Source organism: Streptomyces sp. NPDC025721 (assembly GCF_055558595.1).
Window position 1 is genome coordinate 61,936 of record NZ_JBVHMF010000009.1, and the last position, 18,530, is coordinate 80,465.

The following is an 18,530-nucleotide window of genomic DNA, read 5'->3' on the forward strand; positions in this document are numbered from 1 at the left end:
CCGACCCCCGCCGCGCGGCGGGGGGCCCGACCGGGCGCGGCGGCTCAGATCTGTCTCGTACGGGGGGCGGGGCGGCGGATTCAGCCGGCTCCGGGGCGGGTCAGACCTGTCTCGTACGGGGGCGGGGGGCGGCGGATTCAGCCGGCTCCGGGGCGGGGCAGATCTGTCTCGTACGGGGGGCGGGGGTCGCGGATTCAGCCGGCTCCGGGGCGGACCAGACCCGTCTCGTACGCGGCGATCGTCGCCTGGACCCGGTCGCGTACGCCCAGCTTGCCGAGGACCACGGCGACATGGTCCTTGACGGTGGCCGGGCTGATGCCCAGGACGGCGGCGATCTCGGCGTTGGCCAGGCCGCGCGCCACGTGCCGCAGGACCTCGGTCTCGCGCGGGGTGAGGCGCGCCAGCCGCGCCGGGTCGGCGGGGACGGGCCCGGCGGCGTACCGCTCGATCAGCCGTCCGGTCACCGCGGGGTCGAGCAGGGCGGCCCCGCCGGCCACCACCCGCACGGCGTCCACGACCCGTTCCGGCTCGGCGTCCTTGAGCAGGAAGCCGACGGCCCCGGCGCGCAGCGCGGCGAACACGTACTCGTCGAGGTCGAAGCTGGTGAGCACGATGACACGGGTGGCGGGGGCGCCCGCGACGATCCGGGCCGTGGCGGCCAGACCGCCGGTGCCGGGCATCCTGATGTCCATCAGCGTGACGTCCGGGCGCAGTTCGAGGGCGAGCGCCACCGCCGACTCCCCGTCGTCGGCCTGGCCGACGACCGACAGGCCGGGCTCCGCGTCGACGATCGCCGCGATGCCCGCGCGTACGACCGCCTGGTCGTCGGCGACCGTCACCCTGATCGTGATGGGAACACCTCCGGCAGCCACACGCGCACCGCGTCGTCGTCGGTCCTGGTGAGCGTACCGCCCACCGCGTCGGCAACCGCCCGTACCCGGCGCAGGGCGCCGGGGCCGCCGGGCGGCGGCGCGGTGAGTTCGACACCCGCGTCCAGGCGCAGCACGGTGAGGGTCACGCCCTCGGCGAGCAGCAGCGCCGCGACCCGGTACGCGGCCACCCCCACGACGACGGTCACCGCCCGGTGCGGCCCCCGGTAGCGGACGGTCGCGCCGTACCGGCCCGCCAGCGCGGCGATCCCCGCCACCGTGGGCGGCGGAGTGCTCACGCCGTCCCGGCCGCGCAGGTCACGCAGGAGTTCGCGGAGCGCGCCCAGGGCCGCGCGCGCCTCGTCGAGAACGGTGTCGAGCCGTCCCGCGTCGGCCGCGTCCGCCACATTCGCCGCGTATTGCCGGGCGGTACGCAGCAGGCCCGCCGCGATCAGGCGGCGCTGGTCGCGTACGGCGGCGTCGGCGTCCCGTTCGAGCCGTTCCCGCCCCCGCGCCGCCACCGCCCCGCGCCGCTCCCGCCGCCGGGCGGTGGCCAGACCCAGCCACCACAGCGCGAACGACGGCACCGCCAGCAGCCCGGTCAGCGCCGCCCAGGCCGCCGTCCTGCTGCCGGTGATGCCGTCCGCGCTGGCCAGCGCGAGACCGCCGGTCACGGCCACCGCCACCGGCGCCATCAGCCCGCGCCGCACCGCCAGATACGCGCCCGCGCTGAAGACGAACGTCAGCTCGACCCACCAATAGACCAGGAAAATGTCACTGACCGGCGGCCGGGTCCACCCGGCCCTGTCGCACCCCCACCACAGCACCAGCGCCGACAGCACCGCCACCAGCCCCGCCCCCGGCGCCCGCGACCGCCACCCCAACGGCACCGCGTGCAGCCCGGACAGCACCACCACCGGCACGCTCGGCAGCAGCCCGCGAAACGAGTCGGGCACGTCGTCCGAGAGCAGGCTCGCGCCGAGCGACAGCGCGACGGCCAGGACGACCAGCGCCCAGTCGAGCGCGGTGGGTCCCCGCCACAGGGGGCGGCGGCGGTCGGGTGTCCCGCCGGGCGTCCGGCCGGACGCGGCTTGTGCGACCGGGAGTTCGGCCCGCACCGTCCAGCCGGGGCCGTCCGGACCGTAACGGAGCGTGCCCCCGGCGGCGGCCACGGTCGTCCGCAGACCGGCCAGGCCGTGGCCCGTGCCGAGGCGGGGTTCGAGCGCCGTGCCGCCGCTGTCGCCGACCGTGACCGTGACCACGCCGGGGGCGGCCTCGACGGCGATACGGATCGCCGAACCGCGGGCGTAGCGCGCCGCGTTGGTCAGGGCCTCGCGCACGACGCGGTACGCGAGGGCGGCGGTCGGCGCGGGGACCGCCGCGGCGGTGCACTCGTACTGGGCGCCGGCCTCGGCGGCGAGGGCCGCGACGGCGTCGAGGTCCGCCGCCCTTTCGTCCTCGTGGTCGGTGAGGACGTCGAGTTCCGCGATCGCCTGGCGGGCGGCGGTGCCCGCGTGGCGCAGCGCGGCCGCCGTGCGCTCGGGGTCGGCGAGGCGGTGCGCCGCCGCGGCGGAGACCACGATCGCCGTCAGGCGCTGGGCGGCCACGTCGTGCAACTCGACCGCGAGCCGGTCGCGTTCCGCGAGGGCCGCGAAGCGGGGGATCTGGGGTGCGCCGGTACGGTACGCGGCCAGGGCCGAGCGCTCGGCGCGCCTGCGTTTCCGCGAGCGGCCCAGTGCCCACGCGACGGCCGCGGCGCCTGCCGCCACGAGGGCGGTGCCCGCGACGTTCCACGGCCTCAGGCCGGCCGCGGCGGCGGTGGCGGTGGCCATCGCGACGGCGCCGGCCGCGGCGGCGGCGGCGAGGCCGGCGGTGCGGTGGCTGGCGAGCAGGTGCAGCGTCAGCAGCGCCGCGGTGGACGCGGCGACTCCTGCGACGGTTCCACCGTCCACCGCCCCTCACCCCCTTCCCGCACCCTAACGAACCCGCCTCCGCCCTTCGTTGTCCTGCTTCCTTTTCCCGCCCGCCCACCCGTGCGGGTGTTTTCTTCGTCTGCGGGTGCCGCTTGTGCCTGGGTCGGTGCCGGGCCGGGGCACCTCCTCGAAATCCGTATCACCTGGCCTTCGCGAATCCGGTACCCGGCCGTCAACGTATTTCTGCGGGGGCACCCCGGCCCGTCCCCTCCTCGCTCGTCGGCGTCCGCCTGCCGGTGGGGGTGGCCGGGAGGGGGGTGGGTGGGTTCGGGTGCGTCGGCGTCCGCCTGCCGGTGGGGGTGGCCGGGAGGGGGTGGGTGGGGCCGGGTACGTCGGCGGCTGACGGTCCGCTGTGGTGGTGGTGGAGGGGGTGGGTGGGAGCCCGGGTCCTGCGCGCCCGACTGTCCGGCGGGGTGGGCAGGGGTGGTGTTGGGTGCTTGGGGGAGGGCCGAGGTCTTGCGGCTTGCTGGGAGGGGGCACCGGCGCAGGGCGGCCCGCCGAAAAAGGCCCCCTAACCTCCCCGGCAACCCCCACCGGACCGTCGGACGCCGACGTACCGGGAGGGGACGGGCCGGGGCGCCCCCGCAGAAATGCGGTGACAAGAAGGGTGCCGGATACGCGGGGCCAGGTAGCCGCATTTCGAGGAGGTGCCCCGGACCGGCACCGACCCAGGCACAAGCGGCACCCGCAGACGACAAAACACCCGCACGGGTGGGCGGGCGGGCAAAGACAAAGGGCAAGAGGGCTAGCGGCCAGGCGGGCGGCAGGCGAGCACGGGACGCTGTCCCTCGTCTACGACCGGGTCCGCTGAGGTGCCGCGTGCTACGCCACCAGCATCGCGCGGATGCGGGAGGAGCGGACCTGTCCGAGGAGGCGCAGCGCGCGCGAGCGCGCCGCCTGGGCCTCCTCGGGCTGGCCGGACGCGGCCAGATTGAGGGCGAGTTCGGCCTCGTACAGGGCGATGTTCCGGGTGAAGTGCGGGTCCTGGAGGCGCACGGCCTCGCGGGCGGCGGCAGCGGCGCGGGAGTGGGCGCCGAGGGCGGACCATGCCTGGGCGGCGAGGCCGGAGAGTTCGGCTTCGCCGAAGAACGTCATCCAGGCGGGGTCGGCGTCGCGCGGGCCGGAGGCGAAGAGGGAGTGGGCGCGGGAGAGGGCGAGTTCGCAGCCGCGCCGGTCGCCGAGCCCGGCGCGTCCCCCGGCCTCGCGCAGGGCGAGCAGGGAGAGCAGCCGGGGGGAGCCGAAGAAGCGGGCGAGGAGCTGGGCGGCCTGGGCGGCGCGGACGGCCTCGCGGGGGCGCCCGGCGTCGCGGGCGAGGAAGGCGGTGTTGCAGAAGGCGTGGGCCTCCAAGGCGGAGTCCCCGGCCATCCGGGCGGTGGCCAGCGCCTCGGCGTAGTACGAGCGGGCCTCGGTGAGCCGCCCGGAGTCGTGGGCCAACCAGCCGACGGAGATGGCCAGTTCACCGGCGCCGGAGGCGAGCCCGGCGGCGACGGCGGGCCCGTGGCTGCTCTCGTCCAGGAGCCGGTAGGCCGTGCGCAGGGCGTCCCCGGCGTCGTCGTAGAGGCCGTCGGCGCCGTGCCGGTCGTCGTGCAGCCGGATCTGCCGGACGGACTCGTGGACGGCGCGTACCTCGGAGGAACCGGCGCGGCCGGTCGTACGGCCTCGGTCCCGGCCGCCCTGCGCGGGCACCAGCGTGCTGGCGAGGGCGGCGGAGCCGCCGGTCATGAATGCGCGACGCAGCACGTCGCTCTCCTCGTACGTCGGATCGGGAAGGCCGGCGGAAGCCGTGGGGCCGGTAGGGCCGGTGGGGCTGGTAGGGCTGGTGGGGCCGGTGGGGGAGGGCAGGACGGAGAGGGCGGGCGGACCGGCGGCGGCGCCGGACTCGGGGGAGCGGCGGGCGCGGCCCCGTACCGCCCGGCGGGGCGCGAAGCCCATGTCCGCCGAGGTCAGGTCGGGGAACAGATGGCGGAAGACCCGCTGGTAGGCGTAGTTGGGGCAGCGGATCTCCCCGCTCTCCAGCCGCCCGATGTACCGCGCGTCGCAGCTCACGTGCTCGCCGATCTCGCGGGCGGCGCGCCGTACCGCCGCCGCGAATTCGCCCGGCGACCGGTCGCCGCGCAACTGACGGAAGGCGGTGTTGGGCGTGTACGGGGAAGCGGACGCGGCGGCGGACGACCCGGTGGCGCGGGGGAGAGGGGGCAGGGGGAACGACGTCATGACGGACTCCCGGACGGACGGTGCCGCTCGGCGGCGGGGACGACCGTACCGGGGAATCGTGCCCGCGAAATACTCAATTTGCCTACAAAACGGATATCTCACGCGCTATCCGCCATGAAACGCCACCCCTTACGGCGTCATTCACGCGTAGCCGTTGACGCCGGGGCGCGTTGATACGGGTGTGGTGCCGATCCCATCGTGAGCGTGAGGAGAGTTGCCTTGTTGGACACCAGCGGGTCACACACGTCGGGTCCGAGCACGGAGAGCAGCCAACTGCCGCCGCCGTGCGACCTGGTCACCGTGCCGACCAGGCAGGGTCTGGAAGCGGTCGACATCCTGCGGCTGAGCAGCGGAGTCGGTCCCGTACTGCACGACAACTCCGGGCACAGCCTCGGCTTCCTCGTCCCGCCCGGCACCGCGGACTGCTGGGACGTCCCCGGCAGCTCGTGTACCAGCACCGACGGCCGCGGTCTGGTCATCGGTGACGAGCCGCCCGTCGAGGACACCGGCTGGCTGGTGCCGCCGCACACCGACACGGTCGTCACCGACCCGGCCGTACTGCGCGCGGCCCTCGGCATGGCGGCCCGCACCATCGAGCTGGCCGACGGCTTCTGCCCCTCCGCGGACCACCACCGCCCGGCCGAGTCGGCCCTGCGGACCGCGGACGCGACCCCGGGGTACCGCTAGGGCCTGTCCAGCGGATCACGCACGGCCCCTCCGGCCTCCCCGCCCCTGACCCGCCCGGCCGCCGGCCGTCCCCGATAATCGGGGGATGGCAGGCAAGCGGCAGAGCGGCGGCAGGGCGCGTACCCCGGACACGGTCGAGGCACAGGTGGGCGGCGGACTCGCCGCGCTCGTGCCCGACCGGGCGCGCCCCGGCGGCTGGACGCTGCTGATCGACGGCGCCCCGCAGTCGCATGTGGACCTCGCGGACCCCGCGCACCTGGACTTCTCCTACCAGCGCAGGCTCGGCCACCTGATCGACCTGGCCGCGCCGCCCGGCCGCCCGTTGCAGGTCCTGCACCTGGGCGGGGGCGCCCTCACGCTGGCCCGCTACACCGCGCACACCCGGCCGCGCTCCACCCAGCAGGTCGTGGAACTGGACACCGCGCTGGTCGAGTTGGTCCGCGCCGAACTGCCCTGGGACCGCGGCTGGCGGATCAAGGTACGCGGCGGCGACGCCCGCGCGGGACTGGCCAAACTGCCCGACGGCTGGGCCGACCTGGTCATCGCCGACGTCTTCGGCGGCGCCCGCACCCCCGCCCACCTCACCAGCGCCGAATTCCTCACCGAGGTCCGCCGGGTGCTGCGGCCCGACGGGCACTACGCCGCCAACCTCGCCGACGGCGGGCGGCTGGACTTCCTGCGCGCGCAGATCGCCACCGTACGGGCCGCCTTCGCCGAGGTCTGCCTGGCCGCGGACCCCGCCGTGCTGCGCGGCAAGAGATTCGGCAATCTCATCCTCTACGCCGCCGACCACCCGCTGCCGGTCGCCGAACTGACCCGCAGGGTCGCCACCGACCCGCACCCCGGCCGGGTCGAACACGGCCGCGAGCTGGCGGACTTCGCGGGCGGCGCGCCCGTCGTCACGGACGCCACGGCCGCCGACTCCCCGGCGCCACCGCCCGGCGTCTTCACGTAAGCCCGCGGCCTGCCCCGTAGCGGCGGGCCGGGCGTCAGTCCTCGAAGGCCTGGACCGTCGGCGCGTGGCCGTTCCAGGTGCAGAAGACGGAGGACGAGCCGCTGCCGGAGGTCTCGGTGAAGGTCACCCGCAGCCAGCCGTCCTGCGTCCAGACCTGCATCTGCCAGCCCGGATTGGGCGTCGCGGAGACCAGCGACGCCGAGTCGGGGCCCAGGTCGAGGGCGACCCGGCCGCCCTCCACGGTGTAGCTGTGCACATGGCCGGTGTCGCCGCTCGCCGTGGCGGTCGCCTTCGGTGTGCCCGGCGGCGTCTTCGGCGGCACCTTGGCCTTGCCGGTGACCGGGGGCGGGGCTGTCGCCCTGGTGTGCGTGGCGGTCGGCGTCGCGGGCGGCGTCGGCTTCGGGCGGTGCGTGGAGGACACGACCGGCGGGTCCCCGTCCGAGATCGGCAGGGCGCGCGGCGGGTCGTACGCCGTGCGCAGCACCGAGTGCACGCCGAACCACGACAAGGTCACGGCCGCCGCGGTCGCCAGCGCCCAGGCGCCGACATGGAACAGTCCTCTGTGCACGCGCGCCATACTGCCGCACCCGCCCGCCGCCCGGAACACGTACCGGAACGCCCGGCTCAGCGTCCGCCTCAACGCCCGGCTCAGCGTCCGGCTCAACACCGGATTCGGCACCGTGCCCAGCGGCTGGCCGAAGCACCGCCGTCCGCGAGGCCGCCCGCCCCGCCGCGCGTCCGATGCGCCCCTTTACGCACCCCCGTCCGCACCCCGTACGCACCTCGGATCGTCGGGCGGGCCGGTGCCCGGTCCCCCGGATGGGCTAGGTTGCGGCGCATGGCAAGTGTGCTCGTGGTCGAGGACGACCAGTTCGTGCGGTCCGCCCTCATTCGGCACCTCACCGAGGCGTCCCACACGGTACGCAGCGTGGGGACGGCTCTTGAGGCGTTGCGGGAGGTCGCGCAGGTCGGCTTCGACGTGGTCATCCTCGACCTCGGACTGCCCGACCTCGACGGGTCCGAGGCGCTGAAGATGCTGCGCGGCCTCAGCGACGTACCGGTGATCATCGCGACCGCGCGGGACGACGAGGCCGAGGTCGTACGGCTGCTCAACGCCGGGGCCGACGACTACCTGATCAAGCCGTTCTCCGTCGAGCACCTGTCGGCGCGGCTCTCCGCCGTCCTGCGGCGCGCCCGCAGCCGGTCCGCCGCGCCCACCGCGGACGCCCTGATCCACGTCGGCGGCCTGCACATCGACGTACGCCGCCGACAAGCGGTCCTGGACGGCGCCGTCCTCGACCTGACCCGCCGCGAATTCGACCTGCTGGCCTTCCTCGCCGCCCGGCCCGGCGTCGTCGTCGCCCGCCGCGAACTGCTCGCCGAGGTCTGGCAGCAGTCGTACGGCGACGACCAGACCATCGACGTCCACCTGTCGTGGCTGCGCCGCAAGCTCGGCGAGACCGCGGCCAGTCCGCGCTATCTGCACACCCTGCGCGGCGTCGGCGTCAAACTCGAACCGCCCGCCGCCCTGCCGCCCACCGCGATACCGGCCGCCCCCGCGGCGCCGCCGTCATGAGATGGGCGCTGATCAAGGTGAGCCTGGCGGTGACGGCGATGGTCGTCATCGCCTTCGCCGTACCGCTCGGCCTGGTCGTCAAGGAACTGGCCCGCGACCGCGCGCTCACCAACGCCGAACGCCAGGCCGCCGCGATCGGCCCCGCCCTGGCCATCACCACCGACCGGGGTGAGCTGGAACGCGCCATCGCCAGCACCCAGGCGGGCGCCGAGTCCCGGATCGCGCTGCGCATACCGGCCACCGCGCAGTCCCCGGCCGTCGGCATCGGCACCCCGCACGCCACCGACGCCGCGCTGCACACCGCCTCGGCGTACGGCGAGGCCGCGACCGTACGCGTCCCCGGCGGATACGCGCTGCTCCAGCCGACCGCCGTCAGCTCGGGGACGGTCGCGGTCGTCGAGGTGTTCGTGCCCGACGACGACATCAACCGCGGTGTCCCCACCGCCTGGCTGGTGCTGGCCGCCGTCGGAATCGGCCTGATCGTCGGCTCGGTCGCCATCGCCGACCGGCTCGGCACCCGCATGGTCCGCCCCGCCGTCCGGCTCGCGGGCGCCGCGCAGCGCCTCGGCGAAGGCGACCTGGCGGTACGGGTTCCCGAGGCCGGTCCCAGCGAACTGCGGTCCGCCGCCGCCGCGTTCAACGCCATGGCCGACCAGGTGGTCGAACTCCTCGCCAGCGAGAGGGAGTTGGCGGCCGATCTGTCGCACCGGCTGCGCACCCCGCTCACCGTGCTGCGGCTCAACACCGCGTCCCTCGGCGAGGGTCCGGCCGCCGACCAGACCCGCGCGGCCGTCGCCCAGCTCGAACGCGAGGTCGACCAGATCATCCGCGCCGCCCGCGAACAGCGCGGCGCCCACACCGCGACCGGCGCCGCCGGGTGCGACGCCGCCGAGGTCATCCGCGAACGGATGGCCTTCTGGTCCGCGCTCGCCGAGGACGAGGGCCGCGAGGTCCGCTCCGCGGGGGCCGACCGGCCGGTACGGGTCCCCGTCGCCCGCGCCGAACTGGCCGCCGCCCTCGACGCCATGCTCGGCAACGTCTTCCGCCACACCCCGGAGGGCACCGCCTTCGCCGTCGACGTCCACCGCGGCGACGACGCCGTCATCGTCCTCGTCTCCGACGCCGGACCCGGCGTCGCCGACCCGGCCGCCGCCCTGCGCCGCGGCCACGGCGCGGGCGGCCAGGGCTCCACCGGCCTCGGCCTCGACATCGTCCGCCGCGTCGCCGAATCCACCGGCGGCGACCTCGCCGTCGGCCGCAGCGTCCTCGGCGGCGCCGAGATCCGCCTCTGGCTCGCCCTCTCCCCCCACACCACCACCCCCCACCCCACCCACCGCCGCACCCCCCTCAACCGCCACCGCTGAGCCCGCAGCGCGCCCGGCGCGTGTGCCGGAAGCCAGGATTCAGCCCGTCCGGCGTCTGTGGGGGCACCTCCCCGCGCTGGCTGGGGGCGACGAGCCCCGCCGGCGATGAGGCCCCACCTTTAACGGCTCCCTTGCGCCGCCTTAAGCGCGCCATAAGAACCCCGTCCGCAGCCCGGACCAGCCAATTTGTCCCCTCTCCGCGCGCTAGCGTGCCAACGCGTCCCCCTCCCCCCACCCCCAAGAGGCAGGCTCGAACATGGCAACAACGCACCGCCGTCGCCCCAGCCGGAAGGTCCAACTGATAGGCGGCCTCACCGCCGTCGCCGCCGTAGCCGGAGGCGCCTTCGCACTGGCGGGATCGGCGAGTGCCGCGTCGGTCGGGGCGGTGTACTCCAAGACCAGCGGGTGGGACGGCGGTTACACCGGCCAGTACGAGATCACGAACTCCGCGAGCAGCGCCCTCACCGGCTGGACGCTGAAGTTCGACCTGCCTGCGGGAACGAAGATCAGCTCGCTGTGGAACGGCAGTTACCAGGTGTCGGGCCAGACGGTCACCGTCACCGCGGAGAGCTGGAACGGCACGATCGCCCCCGGCGGCAAAGTCGACGTCGGCTTCGTGACGAGCGCGTCCGGCGCGGCGGGCGACCCCGTCAACTGCCTGATCAACAACGCGAAGTGCTCGGTCTCCGACGGCCCCACGCAGACCCCGACGGGCCACCCGACGCAGACCGCGACCCCCACGGCGACCCCGACCCAGAAGCCCACGCAGACCCCCACCCAGAGCCCGACGCCCACCGCCACCCCGACCTCGGGCGGCGGCGGCACCACGGCGTCCAGCGGCTTCGCCCCCTACGTCGACACCTCTCTCTACCCGGCGTACGACCTCGTCGCCGCGTCGAAGGCCAACGGCGTCAAGGAGTTCAACCTCGCCTTCCTCGTGTCCGGCGGCGGCTGCGTCCCCAAGTGGGGCGGCGTCACCGACCTGGGCGGTGACGCGGTGGCCGCGCAGATCGGCGCGCTGCGGGCGGCCGGCGGCGACGTACGCGTATCGTTCGGCGGCGCCAACGGTACGGAGCTGGCCTCGGCGTGCTCCTCGGCGTCGGACCTGGCGGCGGCGTACGGCAAGGCCATCGACCAGTTCAAGCTCACGAAGGTCGACTTCGACGTGGAGGGCGGCGCGCTGCCGGACACCGCGGCCAACACCCGCCGCGCGCAGGCCATCGCCCAACTCCAGAAGAGCCACAGCGGACTCGAGGTCTCGTACACGCTGCCCGCGATGCCGACCGGGCTCACGCAGGACGGCATCAATCTGCTGAGCAACGCCAAGAGCAACGGGGTGGACATCCACGCCGTCAACATCATGGCGATGGACTACGGTTCCTCGTTCAGCGGCGACATGGGCCAGTACGCGATCGACGGCGCGACCGCCACGCAGGCGCAGGTCAAGAGCGTGCTCGGGATCTCCGACGCCGCCGCGTGGAAGAAGATCGCGGTGACGCCGATGATCGGCGTCAACGACGTCGCCACCGAGATCTTCACCGTCGAGGACGCCACGCAGTTGGTGACCTTCGCCAAGTCCAAGGGCCTGGCGTGGCTGTCGATGTGGTCCGCGACCCGCGACAAGCAGTGCGCGGGCGGCGCGCAGAGCTGGGCCGACGCCTCGTGCAGCTCGATCGTGCAGAGCGCGGGCGCCTTCTCCAAGGCGTTCGCCGCGTACACCGGCTGACGGCACGTCACCTGTGAACGCCCCCTGAACCGTGCCTCTCCCACCCCCACGGGAGAGGAGCGCGGAGCGGTACGGACAGCACCCTCGAGCTGTCCGTACCGCTCCTTTTCCGTTCCCTCAGGAAGCCCCGTCCTCCTCCGCGACTCCCTGAAGGACGTTCTCGCGGGCGACGGCCGCGTACCAGTGGGCGCTCTGCTTGGGGATGCGGCGCTGTGTGCCGAAGTCGACGTAGACCGCGCCGAACCGCTTGCTGTAGCCGTACGCCCACTCGAAGTTGTCCATCAGCGACCACAGGAAGTAGCCGCGTACGTCCACGCCGTCGGCGATCGTGCGGTGGATCGCCGCCAGGTGGCTGCGCAGATACGCGATCCGCTCCGGGTCGTTGACCGTGCCCTCGGGCGAGATGTAGTCGTCGTAGGCGGCGCCGTTCTCGGTGACCATCATCGGCAGCCCCGGGTGCTCGCGCGCCACCCGGTGGATCAGGTCGTACAGACCGGTGGCGTCCACCGCCCAGCGCATCGCGGTGGTCTCGCCGGGCGGCAGGTGGAAGGCGACGTGCTCGGAGCCGGGCCACGGCGAGTGGTCGCTGGCGCCGTGCCCGTCGTTGCGGGGCACGTCGGGTCCGTCGGCGCGCTGCTTGCCGTCCGAAACCAGCGTCGGCGTGTAGTAGTTGATGCCCAGCAGGTCGATCGGCCGGGAGATCTCCGCGAGGTCGCCCTCCCGTACCAGCGACTCCCAGTCCACCAAGTGGGCGGTGTCCGCGAGGAGATCGGCCGGGTAGTCGCCGCCGAGGATCGGGCCGAGGAAGACCCGGTTGCCGACCGCGTCGATCCGGCGGGCCGCGTCGAGGTCGCCCGGTGAGGTGGTCAGCGGGCGGATCTGGTGCAGATTGAGGGTGATCGAGGTCTGCGCGGCGGCGGGCAGCGCGGAGCGCAGGGCCCCGATCGCCTTGCCGTGCGCGAGGTTGAGGTGGTGGACGGCCCGCAGCGCCGACTCCGGCTCGGTGCGGCCCGGCGCGTGCACGCCGGAGCCGTAGCCGAGGAAGGCCGAGCACCAGGGCTCGTTGAGGGTCGTCCAGTACGGCACCCGGTCGCCGATCGCGCCGGCCACCAGCGCCGCGTAGTCGGCGAACCGCTCGGCGGTGTCCCGTACCGTCCAGCCGCCGACGTCCTCCAGATCCTGCGGGAGGTCCCAGTGGTAGAGGGTGGCCACCGGCGTGATGCCGCGGTCGAGCAGCTCGTCGGTGAGCGAGCGGTAGAAGTCGAGGCCGCGCTGGACGGCCGGGCCGCGCCCGGTCGGCTGCACGCGCGACCAGGAGACGGAGAACCGGTACGCGCCCAGGCCCAGGTCGGACATGAGCGCGACGTCGTCGCGGAAGCGGTGGTAGTGGTCGGCCGCGATGTCACCCGTGTCCCCGTTGTGGACGCGGCCGGGCGTGTGGCTGAAGGTGTCCCAGATCGAAGGGGTGCGGCCGTCCTCGGCCGCGGCGCCCTCGATCTGGTAGGCGGCGGTGGCCGCCCCCCAGACGAAGCCGGGGGGAAAGCGGAGCGAGGCCGAGACATTGGCGCTCTCGGCGCTCTCGGAGCGGACAGCGGTCATAACGGGGGACTCCAGGGGAATCAGGGGTAAGCGGGGGAGGGGGCCAACAGGACGCTGCTCAGGGGGAGTTCAGGGGAGGCACGGGGGAGTTCACGAAGGGTTCAGCTCTTGACGGCACCTGCCGTGATGCCGCCGACGATGTGCTTGCCGAGGACCGCGAAGACCAGCAGCAGCGGCAGCGTGGCGACCAGCGCGCCCGTCACCACGATCGAGTGGTCGATGGTGTGGTCACCGGAACCCAGACCGGCCAGCGCGACCTGAACCGTCGGGTTCTGCTGGTTGAGCGCGATGAACGGCCAGAAGAAGTCGTTCCACGACTGCACGAACACCAGCATTCCCAGCACGGCCATCGCGGGCCGCGCCACCGGGAACACCACGTGCCAGATGATCCGCAGGCTGTGCGCGCCGTCCACCCGCGCCGCCTCGACCAGTTCGATCGGCAGCGCCTCGGACAGGAACTGCCGCATGAAGAACACGCCGAAGGCGGCCACCAGCGACGGCAGGATGACGGACTGGATGTGCCCGACCCAGCCCAGGTTGGTGATGATCTGGTAGAGCGGGATCACGCTGAGCTGCGGCGGGATCGTCATCGTCGCGACCACCAGCATCAGCAGCGCGTTACGGCCGCGGAACTGGAGCTTGGCGAAGGCGAATCCGGCGAGCGTCGCGAACATCACTGTGCTGAACGACACGAAGCCCGCCACGATCGTGGAGTTGATCAGCGCTTTGCCCATGTCGACCTGGTCCCACACGATGTGCAGGTTGTCGATCAGATGGCTGCCGGGCAGCAGCGGCATCGGCGGCGTGACGATCTCGGCGTCCGTGCGCGACGCCGCCACCACCGTCCAGTACAGCGGGAACAGCGAGATCAGCGCCGCGACGACGAGAATCACGTACGCGACCGGGCCCGCGTGCTCCTGCTTGCCCGCCCCGCTCCTGCGCAGGAACCGGCGACGCGGGGGCTTGGGCGGCGGTACGGCGGCGGACCGCCGCGACGGCGCGGCCCCGAACGCTTGCGTTTCGGTTGTCTGTGCCATGAGGTCAGCCCCCGAGCTTCCGGCGGTTGGCCCGCACGATCAACAGTTGGACGGCGCCGATGAGCAGCAGGATCAGCAGCATCACCCAGGCCACGGCGGAGGCCTGGCCCAGCGCGCCGGTCGCCCAGCCCTTCTCGTACATGTAGAGGCTCAGCGTCTGGTACTGATGCGCGGAGCCGCCGCTGACGCCGACTCCGCCGCCGTAGATCAGCGGCTCACCGAAGAGCTGTGTGGCGCCGATCGTCGAGACCACGATGGTGAAGAGAATCGTCGGCCGGATCGAGGGGATCGTGACGCTGATGAACTGCCGCCAGCGCGAGGCCCCGTCGAGCGCCGCCGCCTCGTACAGGTCGGACGGCACGGCCTGCATCGCGGCCAGGTAGATCAGCGCGTTGTAGCCGGTCCAGCGCCAGGTCACGATCGCCGAAATGGCGATCTGCGCGGGCCACTTGGACGACTGCCAGTCGAGGTTGTGCACCCCGAAGTGGGCGAGGATCTGGTTGACCATCCCGTAGTCGGGATTGAAGAGCTGGACGAAGACCAGCGACGCCGCCGCGATCGAGGTGGCGTACGGCGCGAGCACCGCGACCCGGAAGAAGCCGCGCGCCCTGAGCTTGAAGTTCAGCAGGTGCGCGAGGCCGAGCGCCATCAGGAGCTGCGGCACGGTCGAGATCACCGCGAGCGAGAAGGTGTTGCGCAGCGCGTTCCAGAAGAACTCGCTGTCCCACAGGCGGGTGTAGTTCCGGAAACCGACCCAACTGGCGTCGCCGCCGAGCTGCACCTGGTTGAAGGAGAGGTAGCCGGTGTAGATCAGCGGAAAGAGGCCGAAGGCCGCGAAGCAGATGAAGAACGGGGCGATGTACGCGTACGGCGACGCCTTGGTGTCCAGCCGGTACAGCCTGGAACGCCAGCCCGGGGGGCGGTGGGCGCCCTTGCCGGGCGAGCGGGGGGCGGCGGGCCGGGACGACGGAGGACTGCCGTCGGACGTCGCCCTGACGGAGGTGGCCACGAGTGGCGTCCTTCCCGTAGGGGTTCGGGCGAGGGTTGTGCGGTGACTGGAGGAGGGCCGCGGTCGTCCGGGGTGGTCCGGCCGCGGATGCGGGGGCGGTACGAGGTGCGGGGAGACGAGGTGCGGGCCGCCCGGCAGGTGGGAGACACTGCCGGGCGGCCCCGTCCGCGCTACTGGTCGATCTTGTCCTTGACCAGCGCCTTCACGTTCGACCACGCCTTTTCGGCCGAGGTGCCGTGCTGCTCCATGTCGAGGATTCCGTTGTCGGTGATGAAGGTCTTCACCTGACCGTCGTACTGGCCGATGGGCGCGGGCTGGATGCTCTCCGCGGTGGCCGAGTAGATCTTGCCGACGGGGGTGTCACCGAAGTACGGGTTCGTCGCGTTCTGCACGGCCGGGTCGGCGAGACCCGCCTTGGTCGACGGGATGTTGCCGTTCTTCGCGAAGACCTTCGCCTGCTGGGCGGGCGCGGTCAGCCAGGCGGCCAGCGCGGTCGCCTCCGCTATGTGCTTGCCGGCCTTGGGCACCGACAGGAACGAACCGCCCCAGTTGCCGGCCTGCGGCGGCGCGGCGATGTCCCACTTGCCCTGGTTGGCGGGGCCGGCCGAGTCCTTGATGATGCCGATCATCCAGCTCGGGCAGGCCACGGTCGCGAACTTGGAGTTCTTGAACGCCGCGTTCCAGGTGTTGGCGTCGAACTGCCGCAGCTTGTCGGTCAGTCCGTCCTTGACGGCCTCGGTCGCCAGGTCCCACGCCGTCTTCACACCGGGGCTGGTGTCGTAGATCAGCTTGCCGGACGCGTCGGAGTACTGCGTGGTCTGGCTGGAGACCACCGCGTTGAACAGGCCGCTGCCGGAGTCGGTGAAGGCCACACCCGAGGGCGCATTCGCCTTGAACTCCTTGCCGACGGCCAGGAACTTCGACCAGTCACCGGCCCACTTGGCCGCGACCGCCTCGCGGTCGTCGGGCAGACCCGCGGCCTTGAAGAGGTCCTTGCGGTAGCAGACCGCCATCGGGCCGATGTCGGTGCCCAGGCCGATCACCGAACCGTCGGTGGTGGTGGCCTGCTTCTCCTTGTAGTCCAGCCAGTCGCCGACGTTGACGCCCTTGGCCTTGCCCAGGTCCACGAACTTCGACGCCAGCGTCGGGCCGGTGGCCTCGGCGATGTAGCCGATCTCGATGGCCTGGATGTCGGAGAGGCCGCTGCCCTGGGAGAGGTGGAGCTTCAGGGCGTCCCAGTACTGCTGCCCGTCGGCGACGTTGTCCTCGACGATCGTGATGTTGGGGTGCAGCTTGTGGTACTCGGAGAAGAGGGCCGCGCCCGTCTTGTCGTCGTAGCCGAACGATCCGAAGTCACCGACGTGCAGCGTGATCTTCTCGGTCGAGGAGGCGGTGCTCCCGTTGCCCGAGTCCTTGCTCTTGCTGTCGCTGCTGCATCCGGTGATCAGGGTCGCGCAGGTCGCGAGACCCGCGACCGCGATGACTGCGGCCTTGCGGGTTCTGCCGGAAGTGCGCATTCCACTCTCCTTGTCAGGGTGGGTCTGGCGTGCGGTGGTGCGAGTGAGGGTGTGGGAGCGCTCCCACTAAGCTTGCCGGAACAATCCGGCCTCGGAGGGGTCAGTGTCAAGATGTGAAGTCGATTTCGTTGCCGGAACGTGTCCGGACCGGACCGATGGTCACTTCTTGAACGGATCGGACGCCGCGGGGCGGGTACGGTGAACACAGCGTGGGAGCGCTCTCAAGAGATCCTGCTGTCCAGAGCGGGCCGGGCGCTAAGGTGGCGCGACAGTGGAGCACAGGAGGCGGAAGTGGCCATGAACGGGCGGCACAGCGGACGGCCCACCCTGGAAGAGGTGGCTGTACGCGCCGGGGTGGGACGCGGCACGGTCTCGCGCGTCATCAACGGGTCGCCGCGGGTCAGCGACCGCGCGAAGGCCGCGGTCGAGGCCGCCATCGCCGAACTGGGGTACGTGCCCAACCGCGCGGCCCGCGCGCTGGCCGGAAATCGCACCGACGCGATCGCTCTGGTCATCCCCGAGCCGGAGACGCGGCTCTTCGCCGAGCCGTACTTCTCCGACATCATCCGGGGGATCGGGGCGGAGCTGGCCGACACCGACATGCAGCTCCTGCTCACGCTGATCCGTACGCCCAAGGAGCGGGCCCGTTTCGGCCAGTACCTGGCCGCGCACCGCGTGGACGGCGTCCTGCTGGTCTCCGTCCACGAGGACGATCCGCTGCCCGACCTTCTCGAACAGCTCGACATGCCCGCCGTTCTGAACGGGCGGCGCAGTGACCTGGAATCCGTCTCGTACGTGGACGCCGACAACGTCGGCGGCGCGCGTGCCGCCGTCGCCCACCTCTTCGCCCGCGGGCGGCGGGCCGTCGCGACGATCACCGGGCCGCCGGACATGTACGTGGCCCGCTGTCGCCTCGACGGGTATCGGCAGGCCGTGGAGGCGGCGGGGATTTCCGCCGGGGGTTCCTCGGGGGGCTCCTCGGGCTCGGAGCTCGTCGCCCGGGGCGACTTCACCGAGGAGGGCGGGCGGCGGGCCATGCGCGAGCTGCTCGCGCGGCGGCCGGACATCGACGCCGTTTTCGCCGCCTCCGACCTCATGGCGGCCGGCGCGCGGCAGGTGCTGCGCGAGTCGGGGCGGATTGTGCCGACCGATGTCGCGCTCGTCGGTTTCGAGGACTCGGCCATCGCGCGCCACATGGATCCGGCGCTCACCAGTGTTCGGCAGCCGACGGAGGAGATGGGGCGCACGATGGCGCGGGTGCTTCTGGAGGAGATCGCTGAGCGGGATTCGGTGCGACGCCATGTCGTTCTGGCCACTGAGCTCATTCAACGCGACTCTGTTTAGGGCTCGTTGTCTTGTCTTGCCCGCCCGCCCACCCGTGCGGGTGTTTTCTTCGTCTGCGGGTGCCGCTTGTGCCTGGTCGGTGCCGGTCCGGGGCACCTCCTCGAAATGCGGCTACCTGGCCTTTGCTTATTCGGCACCCTTCTTGTCACCGCATTTCTGCGGGGGCACCCCGGCCCGTCCCCTCCCGGTCCGTCGGCGTCCGACGGTCCGGTTGGGGTTGCCGGGGAGGGTAGGGGGTTCTTTCGGCGGGCCGCCCTGCGCCGGTGCCCCTCCCGGTGAGTCGGAATGCTCGGGCCCTTCCTCCAAGAGCCCAACGAAGCCCCTGCCACCCCCCCCACTCCCCAGCACCCGCACCCCCGCCCACTCCGGCTGGACGTCGGTGGCTCGGGTCCCGGGCTCCCACCCACCCCCTGCGCCCACCCCGCCGGAGGGTCGGCGCCGCAGTGCCCACCCCCCGCCCACCCCCCTCCACCCACCCCGCCGGGAGGCCGGGTGGCGCAGGGCCCGCACCCCCTCCCACCCCCTCCCCCCCCAGCCACAGCGGACAGGCGGGCGCCGGCGGACCGGAGGGGACGGTGCGGGGTGCCCCCGCAGGGGGACGAACGGAAAGGGGCTGGACGTTTTCGAAGTGGGTGCACGTTCGTCGCCCGAGGAGGTGCC

The 18,530-nt window shown here is 73.0% G+C and carries 14 protein-coding genes; 6 read left to right on the forward strand and 8 right to left on the reverse strand.

Translation table 11 applies throughout. The annotated features are described in order from the left end of the window. Positions 1-194 precede the first annotated feature (194 nt). The 3 genes from ACZ4EF_RS15290 to ACZ4EF_RS15300 form a co-directional block, all read right to left on the reverse strand. Positions 195-839 (reverse strand): response regulator, encoded by a 645-nt coding sequence (locus tag ACZ4EF_RS15290; RefSeq protein WP_467504811.1) that lies wholly within the window; start codon positions 837-839, stop codon positions 195-197. Further along, positions 836-2,821: an ATP-binding protein gene (locus ACZ4EF_RS15295; protein WP_467504813.1), complete on the reverse strand. Its 1,986-nt coding sequence runs from the start codon at positions 2,819-2,821 to the stop codon at positions 836-838. The genes ACZ4EF_RS15290 and ACZ4EF_RS15295 overlap by 4 nt, the downstream gene beginning before the upstream one ends. An 843-nt stretch (positions 2,822-3,664) precedes the next feature. Beyond that, on the reverse strand, positions 3,665-5,056 hold the full coding sequence (locus tag ACZ4EF_RS15300; protein WP_467504815.1) for a tetratricopeptide repeat protein: 1,392 nt from the start codon (positions 5,054-5,056) through the stop codon (positions 3,665-3,667). Between the two features lie 219 nt (positions 5,057-5,275). On the opposite strand from ACZ4EF_RS15300, the gene ACZ4EF_RS15305 reads away from it, so the two are divergent. Continuing rightward, on the forward strand, positions 5,276-5,743 hold the full coding sequence (locus ACZ4EF_RS15305; RefSeq protein ID WP_391117175.1) for a hypothetical protein: 468 nt from the start codon (positions 5,276-5,278) through the stop codon (positions 5,741-5,743). Between the two features lie 85 nt (positions 5,744-5,828). Then, positions 5,829-6,698, forward strand: a complete 870-nt coding sequence (locus ACZ4EF_RS15310; RefSeq protein ID WP_391117173.1) for a spermidine synthase — start codon at positions 5,829-5,831, stop codon at positions 6,696-6,698. Positions 6,699-6,732: 34 nt separating this feature from the next. Here the strand turns inward: ACZ4EF_RS15310 and ACZ4EF_RS15315 are convergent, their stop codons facing one another. After that, positions 6,733-7,275 carry a hypothetical protein gene (locus tag ACZ4EF_RS15315; protein ID WP_355336930.1) on the reverse strand — a complete coding sequence of 181 codons (543 nt, stop codon included), beginning with the start codon at positions 7,273-7,275 and terminating at the stop codon, positions 6,733-6,735. Between the two features lie 261 nt (positions 7,276-7,536). Between ACZ4EF_RS15315 and ACZ4EF_RS15320 the strand changes: the two genes are divergently transcribed. From ACZ4EF_RS15320 to ACZ4EF_RS15330, 3 genes are all read left to right on the forward strand, one after another. Then, positions 7,537-8,274: a response regulator transcription factor gene (locus tag ACZ4EF_RS15320; RefSeq protein ID WP_355336932.1), complete on the forward strand. Its 738-nt coding sequence runs from the start codon at positions 7,537-7,539 to the stop codon at positions 8,272-8,274. After that, the gene (locus ACZ4EF_RS15325) at positions 8,271-9,638 is read left to right on the forward strand and encodes a sensor histidine kinase (RefSeq protein ID WP_467504818.1); all 1,368 of its coding nucleotides are present in this window, start codon (positions 8,271-8,273) and stop codon (positions 9,636-9,638) included. The genes ACZ4EF_RS15320 and ACZ4EF_RS15325 overlap by 4 nt, the downstream gene beginning before the upstream one ends. A gap of 256 nt (positions 9,639-9,894) precedes the next feature. Next, positions 9,895-11,364, forward strand: a complete 1,470-nt coding sequence (locus ACZ4EF_RS15330; protein ID WP_467504820.1) for a cellulose binding domain-containing protein — start codon at positions 9,895-9,897, stop codon at positions 11,362-11,364. A 117-nt stretch (positions 11,365-11,481) separates the two neighbouring features. Here ACZ4EF_RS15330 and ACZ4EF_RS15335 read toward each other — a convergent pair whose 3' ends face one another. From ACZ4EF_RS15335 to ACZ4EF_RS15350, 4 genes are all read right to left on the reverse strand, one after another. Continuing rightward, positions 11,482-12,963: a glycoside hydrolase family 1 protein gene (locus tag ACZ4EF_RS15335; RefSeq protein ID WP_355336938.1), complete on the reverse strand. Its 1,482-nt coding sequence runs from the start codon at positions 12,961-12,963 to the stop codon at positions 11,482-11,484. 101 nt (positions 12,964-13,064) lie between these two features. Further along, positions 13,065-14,000 carry a carbohydrate ABC transporter permease gene (locus ACZ4EF_RS15340; protein ID WP_355336940.1) on the reverse strand — a complete coding sequence of 312 codons (936 nt, stop codon included), beginning with the start codon at positions 13,998-14,000 and terminating at the stop codon, positions 13,065-13,067. A 4-nt stretch (positions 14,001-14,004) separates the two neighbouring features. Then, entirely contained in the window at positions 14,005-15,009 is a 1,005-nt protein-coding gene (locus ACZ4EF_RS15345) for a carbohydrate ABC transporter permease (RefSeq protein WP_355336942.1), read from the reverse strand. Between the two features lie 170 nt (positions 15,010-15,179). Beyond that, positions 15,180-16,526 carry an ABC transporter substrate-binding protein gene (locus tag ACZ4EF_RS15350; RefSeq protein ID WP_391163913.1) on the reverse strand — a complete coding sequence of 449 codons (1,347 nt, stop codon included), beginning with the start codon at positions 16,524-16,526 and terminating at the stop codon, positions 15,180-15,182. 297 nt (positions 16,527-16,823) lie between these two features. Between ACZ4EF_RS15350 and ACZ4EF_RS15355 the strand changes: the two genes are divergently transcribed. Next, entirely contained in the window at positions 16,824-17,870 is a 1,047-nt protein-coding gene (locus ACZ4EF_RS15355; RefSeq protein WP_467504955.1) for a LacI family DNA-binding transcriptional regulator, read from the forward strand. The last annotated feature ends 660 nt before the right edge of the window (positions 17,871-18,530 follow it).

Coding starts and splice junctions, on each gene's coding strand:
- ACZ4EF_RS15330 (WP_467504820.1), top strand. CDS start 9,895: ATGGCAACAACGCACCGCCGTCGCCCCAGCCGGAAGGTCCAACTGATA.
- ACZ4EF_RS15315 (WP_355336930.1), bottom strand. CDS start 7,275: ATGGCGCGCGTGCACAGAGGACTGTTCCATGTCGGCGCCTGGGCGCTG.
- ACZ4EF_RS15355 (WP_467504955.1), top strand. CDS start 16,824: ATGAACGGGCGGCACAGCGGACGGCCCACCCTGGAAGAGGTGGCTGTA.
- ACZ4EF_RS15350 (WP_391163913.1), bottom strand. CDS start 16,526: ATGCGCACTTCCGGCAGAACCCGCAAGGCCGCAGTCATCGCGGTCGCG.
- ACZ4EF_RS15340 (WP_355336940.1), bottom strand. CDS start 14,000: ATGGCACAGACAACCGAAACGCAAGCGTTCGGGGCCGCGCCGTCGCGG.
- ACZ4EF_RS15320 (WP_355336932.1), top strand. CDS start 7,537: ATGGCAAGTGTGCTCGTGGTCGAGGACGACCAGTTCGTGCGGTCCGCC.
- ACZ4EF_RS15335 (WP_355336938.1), bottom strand. CDS start 12,963: ATGACCGCTGTCCGCTCCGAGAGCGCCGAGAGCGCCAATGTCTCGGCC.
- ACZ4EF_RS15300 (WP_467504815.1), bottom strand. CDS start 5,056: ATGACGTCGTTCCCCCTGCCCCCTCTCCCCCGCGCCACCGGGTCGTCC.
- ACZ4EF_RS15310 (WP_391117173.1), top strand. CDS start 5,829: ATGGCAGGCAAGCGGCAGAGCGGCGGCAGGGCGCGTACCCCGGACACG.
- ACZ4EF_RS15325 (WP_467504818.1), top strand. CDS start 8,271: ATGAGATGGGCGCTGATCAAGGTGAGCCTGGCGGTGACGGCGATGGTC.